General features: G+C 64.4%; 17 protein-coding genes. 9 read left to right on the forward strand and 8 right to left on the reverse strand.

What is annotated here, in order from left to right; all coding sequences use genetic code 11:
• Window positions 1–301: 301 nt before the first annotated feature.
• The 7 genes from glpE to AACY13_RS16475 form a co-directional block, all read right to left on the reverse strand.
• Window positions 302–631, reverse strand: coding sequence for a thiosulfate sulfurtransferase GlpE (gene glpE / locus AACY13_RS16445; protein WP_339462653.1), 330 nt, complete (start codon window positions 629–631; stop codon window positions 302–304).
• Window positions 628–1,449: a symmetrical bis(5'-nucleosyl)-tetraphosphatase gene (locus AACY13_RS16450; RefSeq protein ID WP_339462654.1), complete on the reverse strand. Its 822-nt coding sequence runs from the start codon at window positions 1,447–1,449 to the stop codon at window positions 628–630. The genes glpE and AACY13_RS16450 overlap by 4 nt, the downstream gene beginning before the upstream one ends.
• On the reverse strand, window positions 1,449–1,829 hold the full coding sequence (apaG, locus tag AACY13_RS16455; RefSeq protein WP_339462655.1) for a Co2+/Mg2+ efflux protein ApaG: 381 nt from the start codon (window positions 1,827–1,829) through the stop codon (window positions 1,449–1,451). Before apaG ends, AACY13_RS16450 begins: the two co-directional genes overlap by 1 nt.
• A gap of 40 nt (window positions 1,830–1,869) precedes the next feature.
• Window positions 1,870–2,673 carry a 16S rRNA (adenine(1518)-N(6)/adenine(1519)-N(6))-dimethyltransferase RsmA gene (rsmA, locus tag AACY13_RS16460; RefSeq protein WP_339462656.1) on the reverse strand — a complete coding sequence of 268 codons (804 nt, stop codon included), beginning with the start codon at window positions 2,671–2,673 and terminating at the stop codon, window positions 1,870–1,872.
• A 97-nt stretch (window positions 2,674–2,770) separates the two neighbouring features.
• The gene (gene pdxA, locus AACY13_RS16465) at window positions 2,771–3,763 is read right to left on the reverse strand and encodes a 4-hydroxythreonine-4-phosphate dehydrogenase PdxA (protein WP_339462657.1); all 993 of its coding nucleotides are present in this window, start codon (window positions 3,761–3,763) and stop codon (window positions 2,771–2,773) included.
• Between the two features lie 138 nt (window positions 3,764–3,901).
• Window positions 3,902–5,170: a peptidylprolyl isomerase gene (locus tag AACY13_RS16470; protein ID WP_445262587.1), complete on the reverse strand. Its 1,269-nt coding sequence runs from the start codon at window positions 5,168–5,170 to the stop codon at window positions 3,902–3,904.
• Window positions 5,171–5,174: 4 nt separating this feature from the next.
• Window positions 5,175–7,928 (reverse strand): LPS-assembly protein LptD, encoded by a 2,754-nt coding sequence (locus tag AACY13_RS16475; protein WP_339462659.1) that lies wholly within the window; start codon window positions 7,926–7,928, stop codon window positions 5,175–5,177.
• Between the two features lie 126 nt (window positions 7,929–8,054).
• Here AACY13_RS16475 and AACY13_RS16480 point away from each other — a divergent pair, with 126 nt between their 5' ends.
• From AACY13_RS16480 to AACY13_RS16490, 3 genes are read left to right on the forward strand one after another with little or no spacing between them, the layout of a single operon-like run.
• Window positions 8,055–9,080 carry an aminoglycoside phosphotransferase family protein gene (locus AACY13_RS16480; protein WP_339462660.1) on the forward strand — a complete coding sequence of 342 codons (1,026 nt, stop codon included), beginning with the start codon at window positions 8,055–8,057 and terminating at the stop codon, window positions 9,078–9,080.
• Window positions 9,077–9,748 carry an N-acetylmuramate alpha-1-phosphate uridylyltransferase MurU gene (gene murU, locus AACY13_RS16485; protein WP_339462661.1) on the forward strand — a complete coding sequence of 224 codons (672 nt, stop codon included), beginning with the start codon at window positions 9,077–9,079 and terminating at the stop codon, window positions 9,746–9,748. Before AACY13_RS16480 ends, murU begins: the two co-directional genes overlap by 4 nt.
• Before the next feature lies 1 nt (window position 9,749).
• Window positions 9,750–10,511 carry a DnaJ domain-containing protein gene (locus tag AACY13_RS16490; RefSeq protein WP_339462662.1) on the forward strand — a complete coding sequence of 254 codons (762 nt, stop codon included), beginning with the start codon at window positions 9,750–9,752 and terminating at the stop codon, window positions 10,509–10,511.
• A gap of 94 nt (window positions 10,512–10,605) precedes the next feature.
• Here the strand turns inward: AACY13_RS16490 and AACY13_RS16495 are convergent, their stop codons facing one another.
• Entirely contained in the window at window positions 10,606–11,604 is a 999-nt protein-coding gene (locus tag AACY13_RS16495) for an alpha/beta hydrolase family protein (RefSeq protein WP_339462663.1), read from the reverse strand.
• A 317-nt stretch (window positions 11,605–11,921) separates the two neighbouring features.
• Here AACY13_RS16495 and rpe point away from each other — a divergent pair, with 317 nt between their 5' ends.
• The 6 genes from rpe (at window position 11,922) to trpC (ending at window position 17,532) form a co-directional block, all read left to right on the forward strand.
• Window positions 11,922–12,596, forward strand: coding sequence for a ribulose-phosphate 3-epimerase (gene rpe / locus AACY13_RS16500; RefSeq protein WP_339462664.1), 675 nt, complete (start codon window positions 11,922–11,924; stop codon window positions 12,594–12,596).
• Entirely contained in the window at window positions 12,593–13,306 is a 714-nt protein-coding gene (locus tag AACY13_RS16505; RefSeq protein ID WP_445262585.1) for a phosphoglycolate phosphatase, read from the forward strand. Before rpe ends, AACY13_RS16505 begins: the two co-directional genes overlap by 4 nt.
• Window positions 13,307–13,554: 248 nt before the next feature.
• Window positions 13,555–15,048 carry an anthranilate synthase component I gene (gene trpE / locus AACY13_RS16510; protein WP_339462665.1) on the forward strand — a complete coding sequence of 498 codons (1,494 nt, stop codon included), beginning with the start codon at window positions 13,555–13,557 and terminating at the stop codon, window positions 15,046–15,048.
• Window positions 15,049–15,059: 11 nt separating this feature from the next.
• Window positions 15,060–15,656 (forward strand): aminodeoxychorismate/anthranilate synthase component II, encoded by a 597-nt coding sequence (locus AACY13_RS16515; RefSeq protein WP_339462666.1) that lies wholly within the window; start codon window positions 15,060–15,062, stop codon window positions 15,654–15,656.
• Window positions 15,653–16,699: an anthranilate phosphoribosyltransferase gene (trpD, locus tag AACY13_RS16520; RefSeq protein ID WP_339462667.1), complete on the forward strand. Its 1,047-nt coding sequence runs from the start codon at window positions 15,653–15,655 to the stop codon at window positions 16,697–16,699. Before AACY13_RS16515 ends, trpD begins: the two co-directional genes overlap by 4 nt.
• Window positions 16,696–17,532: an indole-3-glycerol phosphate synthase TrpC gene (gene trpC, locus AACY13_RS16525; protein WP_339462668.1), complete on the forward strand. Its 837-nt coding sequence runs from the start codon at window positions 16,696–16,698 to the stop codon at window positions 17,530–17,532. Before trpD ends, trpC begins: the two co-directional genes overlap by 4 nt.
• Window positions 17,533–17,647: the final 115 nt, after the last annotated feature.

The following is a 17,647-nucleotide window of genomic DNA, read 5'->3' on the forward strand; positions in this document are numbered from 1 at the left end:
CAGTGATCGGCTGAGGAGTCAGCCGAGAAGAGTCCCCCAGTACAGCTAAGAGTCTACCGATGGCCCGGGTGCCGGTTGGCCGGCGCTACCTTTTTTTGGATGGCCTGAGCTAAAGGATAGTTCGGATTCGGCGAGATAAAGGCGCGCTTAACGATAACAGGATATTACCGTTGGTCGGGATGCCCGGCAGGCCAGAGCGGACGCGGCCTGCCGGGCCGCGGAAAAAATGCCCGGGAGCCATTTTTAACGTCGCGCAGCGACGGCCCGCCGGGTGGCCGCCAGGGGTGGCGGACTATGAAAATTATTCCGCGCTGCTCTGGGCGGTGTCCGCGGGGAACGTGGCGCGCCACAGTTCGAAACCGCCATCCAGGCTGTAGACCTCGCTAAAGCCCTGGCCCACTAGATAGGCAGCGGCGCTCTGGCTGGAGTTGCCGTGGTAGCAGGCGACGATCAGCGGCGCGTCGAGATCGGCCTTGGCGATAAAATCGTGCAGCGAGTGGTTGTCCAGGTGCAGCGAACCGCTGATGTGGCCGCTGGCAAAGCTCTGCGGGTCGCGGATATCCACCACCACTGCGCCTTGCTGGCGCAGGGCCTGGGCTTGTTCTGGCGGGATGCGTTTGAATTCGCTCATGCGGGCTCCTTACAGGCGCAGCGATGGTATTCGCCACTGTCGATATTTAGCAGGCTCATCTGGCCGCCCCAGACGCAGCCGGTGTCGAGGGCAAACAGCCCCGGCTCATGGCACTGGCCCTCGAGGGCCGCCCAGTGGCCGAAAATGATCTTCTGGCCGCGGGTCTTGCGCTGCTTGTGGCTGAACCAGGGGGCGTAGCCTGGTGGCGCGCTGCCGACGCCTTCCTTGCTCTTCAGGTCCAGGGTACCGTCGGCTGTACAGAAGCGCATGCGGGTGAAGTAATTGGTGATTACGCGCAGGCGAGTCACGCCGTGCAGGTCGCCATCCCACTTGGCCGGCTCGTTGCCATACATGCCGTCGAGAAACAGCGGCAGGCGGGCATCGTCGCGCAACGCGTCCTCGACCTCGGCCGCGCGCCGGAGGGCCTTGTGCAGTGACCATTGCGGTGGAATGCCGGCATGTACCAGAACGGTATCGCGCTCGGCGTCGTAATGCAGCAGCTTCTGTCGGCGCAGCCAGTCGAGCAGGTCGGCGGCATCCGGAGCCTCGATGATCTCGCGCAGGGTGTCGCCCTTTTTCAGGCGCTCGATATTGTGTGCCACGGCCAGCAGGTGCAGGTCGTGGTTGCCCAGCACGCAGGTCAGGGCGTCGCGTATCCCATAGAGAAAACGCAGGGTTTCCAGGGACTGCGGCCCGCGGTTGACCAGGTCGCCGACCAGCCACAGTTTGTCCTGCGCTGGATCAAAGGACACGCGCTCAAGCAGGCATTGCAGGGGTTTCAGGCAGCCTTGCAGGTCGCCTACGGCGTAGGTCGCCATTAGTGCAGCGAGCCCGGTACCGCCAGGCGGAAGGGCGCGATGGCGGCGTCGAAGCGTTTGCCGTCCTCTGCGAGCATCTGGTAGCTGCCCTGCATGGTGCCGACGCGGCTGCTCATCACCGTGCCGCTGCTGTAGGTATGGCTCTGGCCCGGCTCGATCAACGGTTGTTGGCCGACCACGCCGGCACCGCGCACTTCCTGCACGCGGCCGTCACCGTTGGTGATGATCCAGTGGCGCGAAAGCAGCTTGGCCGGCACCTGGCCGTTGTTGCTCACCGTCACCGTGTAGGCGAAGGCAAAGCGGTTCTGTTCCGGCTGCGACTGCTCCGGCAGGTAGCGGGTGACGACGCTGACGTCGACCTGATAACGGGGATCGCTCATGGGCAATAACTCAATAGGCTACAGATCAGTCTAGCTACCATCAGCTGGCGCTGGGCTGGTCGGCCAGCTGGTCCGCCAGGCGGACAAAGGCGGCCAGGTCCAGTTGTTCGGGGCGCAGGCTGCCGTCTACTTCGGCGGCTTCGATGGCGCTGGCTGGCAGCAGGGCCTTGAGGGTGTTGCGCAGGGTCTTGCGCCGCTGGTTGAAGGCTTCGCGCACCACACGTTCGAGCAGGTGATGATCCTTGGCCGGGTGCGGCAGCACCTCGTGTGGCACCAGGCGGACGATTGCCGAGTCGACCTTGGGCGGCGGGTTGAAGGCCCCGGGGCCGACGTTGAACAGGTGCTCCACGCGGCAGTGGTACTGCACCATGATCGACAGACGGCCCCAGTCGCCACCACCTGGGGTGGCGGCCAGGCGTTCGACCACTTCCTTCTGCAGCATAAAGTGCATGTCGCGGATCAGTGCGGCATTGCTCAGCAGGTGGAAGATCAGTGGCGTGGAGATGTTGTATGGCAGGTTGCCCACCACCCGCAGGCTGCGCGGTGCGGCCTGCAACTGGTTGAAGTCGAATTTGAGTGCGTCGCCCTGGTTCAGGCGAAAGCGCGGGTTGTTGCCGAACTGATGCTGCAGGATCGGGATCAGGTCGCGGTCCAGTTCGATCACGTCGAGCTGTGCGCCGCTATCGAGCAGGCCCTCGGTCAGTGCGCCCTGGCCCGGGCCGATTTCCAGCATATGCTCGCCTTCGCGGGCATGGATGGCGCGCAGGATGCGGTGGATCACCCCGGCGTCGTGCAGGAAGTTCTGGCCAAAGCGCTTGCGCGCGCGGTGTTGGTATTCGGACATCGAGGGCAGCTCCAGGCCTCAAGCTGCAAGCTTAAAGCGCAAACAAAGAGCGGCAGTTTAACAGCATTGGCAGCGCAAGCCGTAGCGCCGCCAATCCTCAGGCGCGGCTGGCAGCCATCTGGTAGGCGGTTTCCAGGGCCACCTGCAGGCTGCCGCTGTCGATCCGACCGCTGCCGGCCAGGTCCAGGGCGGTGCCGTGATCCACCGAGGTGCGGATAATCGGCAGCCCCAGGGTGACATTGACCGCCGCGCCGAAGCCCTTGTACTTGAGTACAGGCAGGCCCTGGTCGTGGTACATGGCCAGCACCGCATCGCAGTGTTCCAGATGCTTGGGGGTGAACAGGGTGTCGGCCGGCAGCGGGCCGATCAGCTCGATGCCTTCGCCGCGAAGCTGTTCGAGGGTCGGTTCGATGATCTCGATTTCCTCGCGACCCAGGTGGCCGCCTTCGCCGGCATGGGGGTTGAGGCCGCAGACCAGGATGCGCGGCCGGGGGATGCCGAATTTCGTGCGCAGGTCATGGTCGAGAATCCGCGTGACCCGGGCCAGGCGCTCGGGGGTGATGGCATCGGCTACCTGGCGCAGAGGCAGATGGGTGGTCACCAGGGCCACGCGCAGGCCGTGGGTGGCGAGCATCATCACCACCTGCTCGGTTTGCGTCAGTTCGGCGAGAAACTCGGTATGGCCGGAGAAGGCAATCCCGGCCTGGTTGATCACGCCCTTGTGCACCGGGGCGGTGATCATCCCGGCGAAGTGCCCGTCGAGGCAGCCTTGCCCGGCGCGGGTCAGGGTTTCCAGCACATAGGCGGCGTTGCCCTGGTTCAGTTGCCCGGTCTGCACTGGTGCGCCCAGCGGAGTATCCCAGACATACAGGCTGCCGGCGGGGGCTGGTCGTTGCGGCCAGTTGCCGGGTCCGACGTCCAGCAACTCAAGCCGCAGGCCCAGCTGCTGGGCGCGTTCGGCCAGCAGGGCGCGGTTGGCAATGGCGATCAGCGCGTGCGGCTGTGCAGTGCGGGCCAGCAGCAGGCACAGGTCGGGGCCAATGCCGGCGGGCTCGCCGGGAGTCAATGCGAAAAGGCGGGGAGTGGTCATCGGTTGGCTCTCGCGGGTAATCCGTCGGCGGGGTTGGAGCGATGCATGATGGTAGCGCCGGCGCGCTATAAAGGGACGAAAAAAAGCCCGACTCGCGGATTGCGCCGAGTCGGGCTGGTTCGTCTGGGAGCTGGCCTGTTAGAGCTTGCTCTCGACATAGGCTTCGTCGCGGATCTGCCGCAGCCAGACCTGCAGCTCTTCGTCGTACTTGCGGTTGCGCAGCAGGTTCAGCGCCTGCTGCTCGCGGTACTGTTCGCTGGTGTCGGTGGCGCGGCGGCCCATGACTTCCAGCACGTGCCAGCCGAAGGGGCTCTGGAACGGCTTGGACAGCTCGCCCGCCGGGGTGCTGTTCATCACCTCGCGGAACTCGGGAACCAGGGCGTTGGGGTCGATCCAGTTAAGCACGCCGCCGTTGAGGGCCGAGCCCGGATCTTCGGAGAAGCTCTTCGCCAGTTCGCTGAAGTCTTCGCCGGCGAGGATGCGCTGATACAGGCGCTCGATCAGGCGTTTGGTTTCGGCTTCGCTGCGGATCTCGCTGGGCTTGATCAGGATATGCCGAACATTGACTTCGTCGCGTACCTGGCTGTCGCCGCCGCGCTTGTCCAGCACCTTGAGCAGGATAAAACCGCCCGGGGTGCGCATCGGTTCGGTGACCTCGCCCACCGACAGGCTGGTCAGCATGGTGTCGAACGGCGGCGGCAATTGGCCGGCCTTGCGCCAGCCCATTTCGCCGCCTTCCAGTGCGGTTTCGCTGGCCGAGCGGGCAATGGCCAGCTGGGCGAAGTCGGCCCCTTGCTGCAGTTGCTGGTACAGCTCGCGGGCCTGGCGTTCGGCCGCCTGGATATCCTGGGAGGACGCCCCCTCGCTGACCGGAATCAGGATGTTGGCCAGGCGGAACTCTTCCGAAAGCTGCATCTTGCCCAGGTCCGAGGCGAGGAAGTTCTGCACCTCCTGGTCGGTCACCTGGATGCGTTCGGCGACGCGGCGCTGGCGCACGCGGCTGATGATCATCTCGCGGCGTACCTGATCGCGGGCGTCGGCATAGGACAGGCCGTCGGAGGTCAGGGCCGCGCGGAACTGATCGAGGCTCATGCCGTTGCGCTGGGCAATGGTGCCAATGGCCTGATTCAGCTCCTCATCGGTGATGCGAATGCCGGAGCGCTCGCCGATCTGCAGCTGGATATTCTCGATGATCAGGCGTTCCAGCACCTGCTGGCTGAGCACGTGCTCGGGCGGCAGGGCCGCGCCGCGTTGGGCGATGGTTTTTTGCACCTCGCGCAGACGGGTGTCGAGTTGGCTCTGCATCACCACGTCGTTGTCGACAATCGCCACCACGCGGTTGAGCGGTTGTACTTCGGCTTGCACCGCAGCACCCAGAAACAGCGCGCCCAACAGCAGCGGGCGCATGCAATCAGAAAGCTTTGTCTTCACGTTCACGATAACCTTGAATGCCTTCGTCGAGGAAAGTCTCGACCTTATTACCCACTACACCGCCCAGACCCTTGAGTACGATTTGCAGGAAGATGCCACGATCCGGCTCGTCGTTGAGCGAGGGATTCAGGCTGACTTCGTCGTAGTCGATCCAGTAACGGTTGATCAGGCGCAGTTTCCAGCAGCAGCTGTCGTACTCGAAGCCGGCGAAGGCTTCCAGGGTACGGTCGCGGCCGTAGTCATACTGCCAGCGGGAAATCACGCTCCACTGCGGCACGATCGGCCAGATCACCGAGAAGTCGTGCTGGCTGATCTTGTAGTAGTCCTTGATGTAGTTCACGGAGCCCGGCGTGCCGTAGTCCGGATTGTTGGTCCAGGTACCGCTATCGCGGTCATAGCGGATGGTGTCGTTCTTGTAGCGATAGCCGGCGTTGACCACCTTGTTCGGGTTGTCTTCGGGCTGGTAGTGGAACATCGCGCTGCCCGAGCGGGTGCTGTGGGTGTCCGGGTCCCAGTTGAAGTCCGAGCTCAGGCGCCAGTCGCGGTTGAAACGATACATATACTGCAGCGCATAAGGCGACTGCGAGGCTTGCGCGTCCGGACGGGTGCGGTAGTCGATGCCGGGCATCTGCACCTTGCGGTCTTCGAAGTAGAAGGCCTGGCCGATGCTGAAGCGCTGCCGTTCGAAGCCGTTGCTTTCGATCCAGCGATTGGTCACGCCCAGCGACAGTTTGTTCTCGTCGCCGATACGGTCCTTGCCGGAGAAACGATTTTCGCGGAACAGCGAGGCGTAGTTGAAGGTGCTTTCGCTGGTGTCGAACACCGGGATATCGGTCTGGTCTTCCTCGGGAACATTGAGATAGAACAGGCGCGGCTCCAGGGTCTGGCGGTAGTTCTTGCCGAACCACTGGGTGTCGCGGTCGAAGTACAGGCCGCTGTCCAGGCTGAACATGGCGACGCCACGAGACTGACTGCTCTTGTAGCTCTGTTCGGCCAGCAAGGTGCTCTTGCCCTGGCTGTCCAGGCTCAGGTCATAGTTGGTGTGCAGGTACTTGACCTTGGGTGTAAGGAAACCCCAGCTCCAGTTCAGCGGCAGGCTGACCGCTGGCTCCAGATGCAGGCGCTCGCCATTGGCGCGTGCCAGGCCGCGCAGGCGGGTGTCGTACCAGGGCTGCTCGGTCACACCGTCTTCATTGATAAAGTTGCCCGAGCGCAGGCTGCGGTCGAAGCGCACATACTCGGTGCCATAGGTGAAGTTCAGGCCGGCCGGCTCGAAGGGCAGCTTGCCGTCCAGGGTCAGCTGCGGCAGACGGTTATAGGGCGTGACGTCGGTGATATTGGCCAGCTCATAGGCGTGGGCATTGAGCCGCGCCGTGTAGCCGTTGCCGCGATAGGTCAGGGTGCCGCGCTGGTCGACATAGCTGGTGGAGCCGATGCCGAGGTCGCTGCCCAGGTCCTGGAAGTAATAGGGGTCGCTGATGTCGGTGTAGTCGACTTCGGCCAGCAGGCGCGAGTCCAGGCCGGTCTTGTGCTGCCAGCTGTACATCCAGCGCTGGTCTTCATACTCGGACTGCAGCTTGCGATCGTCGTTGCTGTCGTCGAGGTAGGCTGCGCCGAACTGACCTTCGCTGCTCTTGGTCAGGTAGCGGAACTCGCCTTCCATCAACAGGCCGCGATCGGTCATATAGGTTGGGTAGAGCGTGGCATCGTAGTTCGGTGCCAGGTTGAAGTAATACGGGGTCTGCAGGCTCAGGCCATTGTCGCTGGAGCTGCTGAGGCTCGGCGGCAGGAAGCCGGACTGGCGGCGATCGTCGATCGGGAAGTAGATATAGGGGGTGTAGAACACCGGAATGTTCTTTACCCGCAGGGTCACGTTGGTCGCGGTGCCGAAACCGGTGGCCGGGTTCAGGGTGATGTTGTTGCCCTTGAGGTGCCAGGCATTGCTGCCCGGTTCGCAGCTGGTGTAGGTACCGTCTTTCAGGCGGATGACTGCGCTTTCTTCACGCTTGGCGTAGAGCGCGCTACCGCGGGTATGGCTCTTGTGCAGCACATACTCGGCGTTGTCGACCTTGGCTTCGCCGTTGTCCAGTTGCAGCTCGGCGCGGTCGCCAACCACCAGCATGCCCTGATCGCGCATACGCACATTGCCGATCAGCTCGCCGCGGTTTTCGGCCTGACGCAGGTTGGCTTCGTCGGCTTCGATCTGCATACCGGCCTGGCGCAACACCACATCGCCGGCCAGGGTGGCGATTTGCTCTTCCTGTTCATAGCGCGAAGCCTTGGCCGAGACGAACAACGGCGCTTCGCTCATCGGCGTGGTGTCGTCCATGCCGGGCCGCAGCGGCTCGACATAGGCACCGGCGCAGTACGGGCCGGCTTCTGCCAGCTGCGCCGCGCTGAGGTTTTCTCGCGGCACCCAGTCAAGGTGGCTATAGTCGGCACTGCGTGAGGCAAGGCCCTTACCGCGGCTTTCGGTGACCAGCGTCGTTTGCGCGACTTTTTCGCTGCGTGCGTCAGCAGCGGCACCGGCCACAGCTTCACGTGGCGCTGGCCGTGCCGGCAAGGCCGCCGTACTGGCTTTCGGGGCGCATGCCCAGCCGCCAGAGGCGGAAACCTGGCAGTCATACTGCTCGGCGGCGAATGCGAAGGGAACGGCTACGGGTTGCAGTGCCAGAAGGCTGCCAGTGACCAGTAGGGGGAATTTTTTACGAAACGCGGGGTATTTTACTGCCATCTTATTTTTTCCGGGCTTCCTGCGCGCCATTGGCCCTGAGGCCGCACGCCTCTCGATGGGCTTGAAAAGATGCTGGATAATAAAGCATGACCCGCGCAACGGCTAGCGCCGTCGGAGACCCTTGCAATGCCTGATCAAGATGTACGCCTGAAACACCTGGAAAACTGGCTCGAAGCACAACTGGCTGCGCTGTTCGCGGCAAACGACTGGGGCGCTGTACCCACCGCCACGCTGACGTCTGCCAGCAGCGACGCCAGCTTTCGGCGTTATTTTCGCTGGCAGGGCGGCGAGCGCAGCCTGATCGTGATGGATGCGCCGCCGCCGCAGGAAAACTGCGCGCCCTTCGTCAGCATCGCCGCTTTGCTGGCGGAGGCGGGCCTCAATGTGCCGCAGATTCTCGCCGCCGACCTGGAGCATGGCTTCCTCCTGCTTAATGATCTTGGCCGGCAGACCTACCTCGATGTGATCACCGCGGAGAATGCCGATCGCCTGTTCGCCGATGCCCTGCAGGCGCTGCTGGCCCTGCAGCAGTTGCCGTTGGATCGCGGCTTGCCGAGCTATGACGAGGCCCTGCTGCGTCGCGAACTGCAGCTGTTTCCCGAGTGGTACGTGCAGCGTCATCTGGGCATCGAGCTCGACGCGTCGCAACAGGCGGCCTGGCAGCGCGTCAGCCAGCTACTGATCGACAGCGCCCTGGCTCAACCCAAGGTGTTGGTGCATCGCGACTATATGCCGCGCAACCTGATGTTCAGCGAGCCCAATCCGGGAGTGCTGGATTTCCAGGATGCGGTCTACGGCCCGGTGACCTATGACGTCACCAGTCTGTTCAAGGATGCCTTCCTGAGCTGGCCCGAAGCACGGGTCAGTGGCTGGCTGGAGGGCTACTGGCAGCAGGCGCGGGCCGCCGGTATTCCGGTGCAGGGGGCGTTTGCGGACTTTCTGCGGGCCAGCGACCTGATGGGGGTGCAGCGCCATCTCAAGGTGATCGGGATCTTTGCGCGCATCTGCCACCGCGACGGCAAACCCCGATACCTGGGCGATGTGCCGCGTTTCTTTACCTATATAGAAGCGGTGCTGGCGCGGCGGCCGGAGCTGGCCGAACTGGGTGAGTTGCTGGCCAGTCTGCCGCGCCAGGCCCAGGTGCCTGCATGAAGGCGATGATCCTGGCGGCCGGCAAGGGCGAACGCCTGCGCCCGCTGACCCTGCATACGCCGAAACCCCTGGTGCGGGCGGCCGGCGTACCGCTGATCGAGTACCACCTGCGTGGCCTGGCCGCGGCGGGCTTTACCGAGGTGGTGATCAACCATGCCTGGCTCGGCCAGCAGATCGAGGACCACCTGGGCGACGGCGCGCGTTTCGGCTTGAGTATTGCCTACTCGGCCGAGGGCGAGCCGCTGGAAACCGGCGGCGGTATTTTTCAGGCCCTGCCGCTGTTGGGCGATCAGCCCTTTGTGCTGGTCAATGGCGATATCTTCACCGACTACCCCTTCGCCGAGCTGCGCCGCCCGCTGGCCGGCCTGGCCCATCTGGTGCTGGTGGATAACCCGGGGCACCACCAGGCGGGTGATTTCTGCCTGTGCGATGGCCTGGTGCGGGACGCACAGCCGGAGCAGCCCAGCCTGACCTACAGCGGTATCGCGGTACTGTCGCCTGCCTTGTTTCGCGGTTGTCAGGCCGGTGCCTTCAAGTTGGCACCGCTGCTGCGTGAAGCCATGGGGCGTGGGCAGGTCAGTGGCGAGCGCTTTGCCGGCTGCTGGGTGGATGTTGGCACCCATGAGCGCCTGGCCGAAGTCGAACAGCTGCTCGCGGCGAGGCGCTGAGATGCTCTGGCCGGTCACCGTTCTGGGAGCCGTCACGGGCTTGGCGATAGCCAGTATCCCCGGCGCTCTGCTTGGCGGTTTGCTCGGCCAGGTACTGGACCGGCGCATGCGCCTGAGCAACTGGGCGGCACTGCGCGAACGCCTCGGCGGCAAGGCCGCGCCGCGCGATGATGAGCTGCTGTTTATTCTCCTTGGCCGCCTGGCCAAGTGCGATGGCCGGGTGTTGCAGGTGCATATCCAGCAAACCCGTTCGGAGATGCAGCGCCTGGGGTTGGATATCGAGGCGCAACGCCGTGCCATTGCCGCCTTTGCCCGGGGCAAGACCGGTCGCGATAACCTGCGTGCGCCGCTACGGCGTCAGCGCGCGCACAGCGATGCGGTATTGCGTGCCTGCTGGCGTATGGCCTGGGTCGATGGGCGGGTCAGTCAGGCCGAGCGCGAGTTGATTCTGCTCTGGGGCAAATGGCTGGACGTGCCCGCGACCACCCAGCAGGCGCTGAGTGATGCCTATGCGCCGCGCCAGGGGCCGTTGGCGTCGACGCTCGGCAGCGGCTACCAGCAGGCTCTGACCCTGCTGGGGGTGGCGGTCGATGCGGAGCCGGCGCAGATCAAGAAAGCCTATCGCCGCCTGTTGAGCCGCCATCACCCGGACAAGCTGGCCGGCAGCGGCGCAACCCTGGAGCGGGTGCGCGAAGCCACCGAGCGCACCCGTGAACTGCATCAGGCCTATGACCTGATTCGCCAGCGCCAGGGCTTTCGCTAACCGGCTGCCTTGCGCCACCCCGGATTGCGTCAGGGTTTATCCGTATACGACGTGGGTGGCAATTTCGCGTTTTTCGGTGCCCTTTGACGCTTCTTCACTTCGCCTGGATATTCAGCGTCAGCCAGCCCTTTATGCGGCGGTACAACTGCTCCTGTTCCGTCTCGCGGTTGCCGGGCAGGGCCTTCATCGCGATCTGGATATAGCTCGGGTGCTTCTGCCGCTTGCTCGCCTGCATGCGCCGGCTGGCGGCCTGGCGGTCGAGCAGTTGGTCCTTGTAGTAGAAGTCGCCGGTGGCCAGTTGCAGTTGCGGGATCAGCTCATCCAGCGGCGGGCTATAGCCGGCGGGCACGTTGGCGGCCACCACCAGCAGATTGCGCACTTCGGCCGGCTGGCGCTCGGCCAGGTAGCGGGCGGCCCAGTAGGCACCGCTGCCATGGCCGAGCAAAACGATGCTTCTGGCCTGCTGTTCGGTGGCAAAGGCGATGGCCGACTCGATCCGTGCCAGCACTCGTTCGGTGTGGGCTTTTTGCTGCTCTTGCGCCGTGGGCGGGGCGTCTGCCGCTGGGGTCGGAGCGGGCTCTTCGGCGCTGGCTGGCGCGCTGTCCGGTGTCTCGTCCTGCGCGGTATCGACGCTGACCGGCGCAGGCTCGGCGACCAGTTCGGCGCTGCGCGGCGCAGGCATGTCGCTGTTGGGATCCGGCAGGCTCAGGCTCAGGCTGTGCCAGCCAGCATCGGGCAGTTTGCGCCGCAGCGGGCCGACACTCTGGGCGCTATCGGCGTTGCCATCGTCCCCCGGCAGCAGGATCACCACGCCGCTGGGCTCGCCGACATTGGCCGGCAGCCAGAGCGCGAGAAATCGCTCATCCGCCGCCTGCAGGTGCTGCTGCTCCTTGGCCTGCAGGCGCTGTTCGAGGGCCCTGGCCTCGAGCTCGCTGCGTTCGGCCAGCGGCGGGCGCTGCAGCGCCTCGGTTGCCTGATTGGGGCTCTCGCCACCGGCCTCGCTCGGGGCGGCCTGCTGGGCCAGCAGCGGTGTGCTCAGCAGCGTCAGCAGCAGGGTCGAGGTGGCCGTCAGGCTGGGGATCAGGCGGGGCATCGGGCATTCCTCGATAAGGCTGGGCCAGCAGAGCCTAATGCCTGGGCGTGCCTTTGTCAGGTGTGCGCGGGTCTTGGCCGGCGAAGACTGGAGTAAGGTATGGCGCAGGGGCGCTGAGGGTGTTTGCACATTGCTGCACGCTGTCATCGCTCGCCATCAGGTGGTAAATGTGCGAGCCGCAGTTTCCAGCTGAGCATCGTCGGCGATATCGGCCTGTCGCAGCCATTGCGTATCGGCAGCCGACCATCGTCCCAGCGACGACTGAGAATGCCCTCGGGTACAATGCGCCACTTTCGTGAACGCCACCGAGGTGCGCCATGCAACCCTTCGCCATCGCCCCGTCGATCCTCTCCGCCGATTTCGCCCGCCTGGGCGAGGAAGTGGACAAGGTGCTCGCCGCGGGTGCCGACATCGTCCACTTCGATGTGATGGACAACCACTATGTACCCAATCTGACCATCGGCCCGATGGTCTGCGCGGCGCTGCGCAAGTACGGCATCACCGCGCCCATCGACGCGCACCTGATGGTCAAGCCGGTGGACCGCATCATCGGCGACTTTATCGAGGCCGGTGCCAGCTACATCACCTTCCACCCGGAAGCCAGCGAGCATATCGACCGTTCCCTGCAGCTGATCAAGGCGGGCGGGGCCAAGGCCGGCCTGGTATTCAACCCGGCCACGCCGTTGGAGGTGCTCAAGCACGTCATGGACAAGGTCGACATGATCCTGCTGATGAGCGTCAACCCGGGTTTCGGCGGACAGAAATTTATCCCCCACACCCTGGAAAAACTCAAAGAGGCTCGCGCCCTGATCGACGCTTCCGGCCGCGAGATCCGCCTGGAGATCGACGGTGGGGTCAATGTGCAGAACATTCGCGAAATCGCCGCCGCCGGTGCCGACACCTTTGTCGCGGGCTCGGCGATCTTCGGTCAGCCGGACTACAAGGCCGTGATCGACGCCATGCGCGCCGAGCTGGCCCAGGTTCGCGGGTGAGCATGCTGCGCGAGCTGTTCCAGGGCGAGCTGCCACGCCTGGTGATGTTCGACCTGGACGGCACCCTGGTGGACTCGGTGCCGGATCTGGCCGCGGCCGTCGACCAGACCCTGGTGCTGCTCGGTCTGCCGGCTGCGGGCATTGAGCAGGTACGCGACTGGGTCGGCAATGGCGCACGGGTGCTGGTGCGCCGTGCCCTGGCCGGCGGTCTGCAGCATGAACATATAGATGAAGCCCGGGGCGAGCAGGCGCTGGAGCTGTTTATGCAGTACTACGCCGCCAGTCACACGCTGACCCAGGTTTACCCAGGGGTGCGCGAAGCCCTCGACTGGCTGCGCGAGCAGCAGGTCGAGCTGGCCATCGTCACCAACAAGCCGGAGCGCTTTGTCGCGCCGTTGCTGGATGAAAAAGGCCTGGGTGGTTATTTCCGCTGGATTATCGGCGGCGACACCCTGCCGCAACAGAAGCCCGACCCGGCGGCGCTGCGCCATGTGCTGCAACTGGCGCGAATCGAGGCCGGACAGGCGCTGTTTATCGGCGACTCGCGCAACGATGTGCTGGCTGCCCGGGCCGCCGGCGTGGCCTGCGTGGCGCTGAATTATGGCTACAACCATGGTCGGCCGATTGCCGAGGAAAACCCGGCGCGGGTGCTGGATAACCTGCGCGAGTTGTTGCCGGCCGCCGCCCTGCCGGTTGTGGCCGGTGGCTGATTGGCGCAGAGCCCTGCTTTGCGGGGCTCACCGGGTTGATTCGGCTTCTGGCCTGCGCTAGTGTGGCCGGACCTTACTCCCGCCTAAGAGAGCTCCGTGGTGGTTACCTGCACGCGCTGGTCCGCAAGAACCGGTATGAAAATCATCAAGGCCCTGGCCCGTTGGCGCTGGCGCCTCTGACCTGATCTTGGCCGCATAGTCGGCGCGTTTGCACACGACCGTTTAAACCTCAAGCCACGAGGCTGATCATGACCCGCGAAGAATTCCTGCGTTTAGCCGCTGCCGGCTATAACCGCATTCCTGTTGCCTGCGAAACCCTGGTGGATTTCGACACCCCGCTGTCCATCTACCTGAAACTGGCCGACGAGGCCAACACCTACCTGCTGGAGTCCGTGCAGGGCGGCGAGAAATGGGGGCGTTACTCCATCATCGGCCTGCCAGCTCGCACCGTGCTGCGTGCCTATGGCCATGAAGTGCTGATCAGCGTCGACGGCGTTGAGGTCGAGCGCCATCAGTGCATCGATCCGCTGGCCTTTGTCGAGCAGTTCCAGGCGCGCTACAAGGTGCCGACCCTGCCTGGTCTGCCGCGTTTCAACGGCGGCCTGGTGGGTTACTTCGGTTACGACAGCGTGCGCTACGTCGAGCCAAAGCTGGCCAAGGGGGTGAACCCCGATGCCCTGGGCACGCCGGATATCCTGTTGATGGTGTCCGATGCGGTGGTGGTGTTCGACAACCTGGCGGGCAAGATGCACGCCATCGTCCTCGCCGACCCCGCCCAGGCCGACGCGCTGGAACAGGGCCAGGCGCGCCTGCAGGAGATTCTGCACAAGCTGCGCCAGCCAATTACCCCGCGCCTGGGTGTGGACCTGGCCGCGCCAGCGGGTGCCGAACCGGATTTCATTTCCAGCTTTAAACGCGATGACTACGAAAATGCGGTCAAGGCGATCAAGGAGTACATCCTCGCCGGCGACTGCATGCAGGTGGTGATTTCCCAGCGTATGTCGATCCCGTTCAAGGCCGCACCCATCGACCTGTACCGCGCGCTGCGTTGCATCAACCCGACGCCCTATATGTACTTCTTCAACTTCGGCGACTTCCATGTAGTCGGCAGCTCGCCGGAGGTGCTGGTGCGTCTGGAGGACGGCCTGGTCACGGTGCGGCCAATTGCCGGCACCCGCCCGCGCGGCACCACCGAGGAGGCCGACCTGGCCCTGGAAGAGGACCTGCTGTCGGACGCCAAGGAAGTCGCCGAGCACCTGATGCTGATCGACCTGGGGCGCAACGATGTCGGCCGTGTCGCCAGTACCGGCAGCGTCAAGCTCACCGAGAAGATGGTGATCGAACGCTATTCCAACGTCATGCATATCGTCTCCAACGTCACCGGCCAGCTCAAAGAAGGCCTGACCGCCATGGACGCCCTGCGCGCCATTCTGCCGGCCGGCACCCTGTCCGGTGCGCCGAAGATTCGCGCCATGGAAATCATCGATGAGCTGGAGCCGGTCAAGCGTGGCGTCTATGGCGGTGCGGTGGGTTATCTGGCCTGGAACGGCAATATGGACACCGCCATCGCCATCCGCACCGCGGTGATCAAGGATGGTGAGCTGCATGTGCAGGCCGGTGCCGGCATCGTCGCCGACTCGGTGCCGGCCCTGGAGTGGGAGGAAACGCTGAACAAGCGCCGCGCCATGTTCCGCGCCGTGGCCCTGGCCGAACAAACCGTCCCCGACCAGATTCAGCGCTGAGGAGTCCCACCATGCTTTTAATGATCGATAACTACGACTCCTTTACCTACAACGTGGTGCAGTACCTGGGTGAACTGGGTGCCGATGTCCAGGTGATCCGCAACGATGAATTGTCGATTGCCGAGATCGAGGCGCTGCAGCCCGAACGTATCGTGGTCTCCCCCGGACCCTGCACGCCGAGCGAGGCGGGGGTGTCCATCGAGGCCATCCGCCATTTCGCCGGCAAGCTGCCGATCCTCGGCGTGTGCCTGGGCCACCAGAGCATCGGCCAGGCCTTTGGCGGCGACGTGGTGCGCGCCCGTCAGGTGATGCACGGCAAGACCAGCCCGGTGTTCCACCAGGACCTGGGCATGTTTGCCGGCCTCAACAACCCGCTCATCGTGACCCGCTATCATTCCCTGGTGGTCAAGCGCGAAACCCTGCCGGACTGCCTGGAAGTCACCGCCTGGACTCAGCTGGAAAACGGCGAAGTGGACGAGATCATGGGCCTGCGCCACAAGACCCTGCATATCGAGGGCGTGCAGTTCCATCCCGAGTCGATCCTCACCGAGCAGGGTCATGAACTGTTTGCCAACTTCCTCAAGCAACAAGGAGGCGTGCGCCAATGAATATCAAGGAAGCCCTGAACCGGGTGGTCAGCCAGCTGGATCTGAATACCGCCGAGATGCAGGACGTGATGCGCGAAATCATGACCGGCCAGTGCACAGACGCGCAGATCGGTGCCTTTCTGATGGGCCTGCGCATGAAAAGCGAGACCATCGACGAAATTGTCGGGGCCGCGCAGCTGATGCGCGAGCTGGCCGCGCCGGTGCAGATTGACGCCGCTCACCTGGTCGACACCTGCGGCACCGGTGGCGACGGCATGAATATCTTCAACGTCTCCACCGCCGCGGCCTTCGTCGTCGCCGCCGCCGGTGGCCAGGTGGCCAAGCACGGCAATCGCGCGGTGTCGGGCAAGAGTGGCAGTGCCGATCTGCTGGAGGCCGCCGGGGTCTACCTCAACCTGGCACCCGAGCAGGTGGCGCGCTGCGTCGAATCCGTCGGCGTCGGGTTTATGTTCGCCCCGGCCCACCATGGCGCGATGAAATACGCCATCGGCCCGCGCCGCGAGCTGGGTCTGCGCACCATCTTCAATATGCTCGGCCCCATGACCAACCCGGCCGGGGTCAAGCATCAGGTGCTCGGCGTGTTCAGCAAGGCGCTGTGCCGGCCGCTGGCCGAGGTGCTGCAGCGCCTGGGCAGCGAGCATGTGTTGGTGGTGCACGCCCAGGACGGTCTGGACGAGATCAGCCTGGCCGCGCCGACCTTTGTCGCCGAGCTCAAGGATGGCCTGGTCAGCGAGTACAGCATTCAGCCGGAGGACTTCGGCATCAAGAGCCAGAGCCTGATCGGCCTGACCGTGGAGGATGCCGCCGAGTCCCTGGCGCTGATCCGCGATGCCCTGACCAAGCGCAAGACCGAGCAGGGGCAGAAGGCTGCGGATCTGATCGCCCTGAATGCCGGTGCGGCGATCTACGCCGCCGATCTGGCTGCTACCCTCAAGGAGGGCGTGCAGCGCGCCCATGACGCCCTGCATACTGGCCTGGCCTGGGAAAAACTGCAGGAGCTGGTGTCCTTTACCGCCGTTTACAAGCAGGAGAATGCAGGGTGAGCCTTCCCACAGTTCTGGAAAAGATCCTGGCGCGCAAGGCCGAGGAAGTCGCCGAGCGCCGCGCCATCGTCAGCCTGGCCGAGGTCGAACAGCGGGCGCGCGCCGCCGATGCCCCGCGCGGCTTTGCCAACGCCCTGCTGGCGCAGGCCAAGCGTAAGCAGCCGGCGGTGATCGCCGAGATCAAGAAGGCCTCGCCGAGCAAGGGCGTGCTGCGCGAGCACTTCGTGCCGGCCGAGATCGCCCAGAGTTATGCCGCCGGTGGAGCCACCTGCCTGTCGGTGCTGACCGATGTGGATTTCTTCCAGGGTGCCGATCACTACCTGCAGGAGGCGCGTAGCGCCTGCAACCTGCCGGTGATCCGCAAGGACTTTATGATCGATCCCTACCAGATCGTCGAAGCCCGCGCCCTGGGGGCCGACTGCGTGCTGCTGATCGTCTCTGCCCTGGATGACGGGCAGATGGCCGAGCTGGCGGCGACCGCCAAGGCCTTCGATCTCGACGTGCTGGTGGAAGTGCATGATGGCGATGAGCTGGAGCGGGCGCTGAAGACCCTGGACACGCCGCTGCTAGGGATCAACAACCGCAACCTGCACACCTTCGAATTGGACCTGGAAACCACCCTGGATCTACTGCCGCGGATTCCCCGGGACCGTCTGGTGGTGACCGAGAGCGGCATCCTCAACCGCGCAGACGTCGAGCTGATGGAAATCAGCGAGGTGTATGCCTTTCTGGTCGGCGAAGCCTTTATGCGTGCCGATAATCCGGGGGCGGAGCTCGAACGTTTGTTCTTTCCCGAGCGCAAGCGGGCGATCAGTTCGCTTGATGTGGACTGAGCCGGGCACGCAGCATAAAAAAGCCGACGCATGCGTCGGCTTTTTATTGGCTGGCATCCCTGCTAGCCACCCTTCAGGCCGTCGCTGCGCGACGTTAAAAAGGGCTCCCGCCATT

Source organism: Pseudomonas sp. EA_105y_Pfl2_R69 (genome assembly GCF_963970915.1).
Taxonomy (GTDB): Bacteria; Pseudomonadota; Gammaproteobacteria; order Pseudomonadales; family Pseudomonadaceae; genus Aquipseudomonas.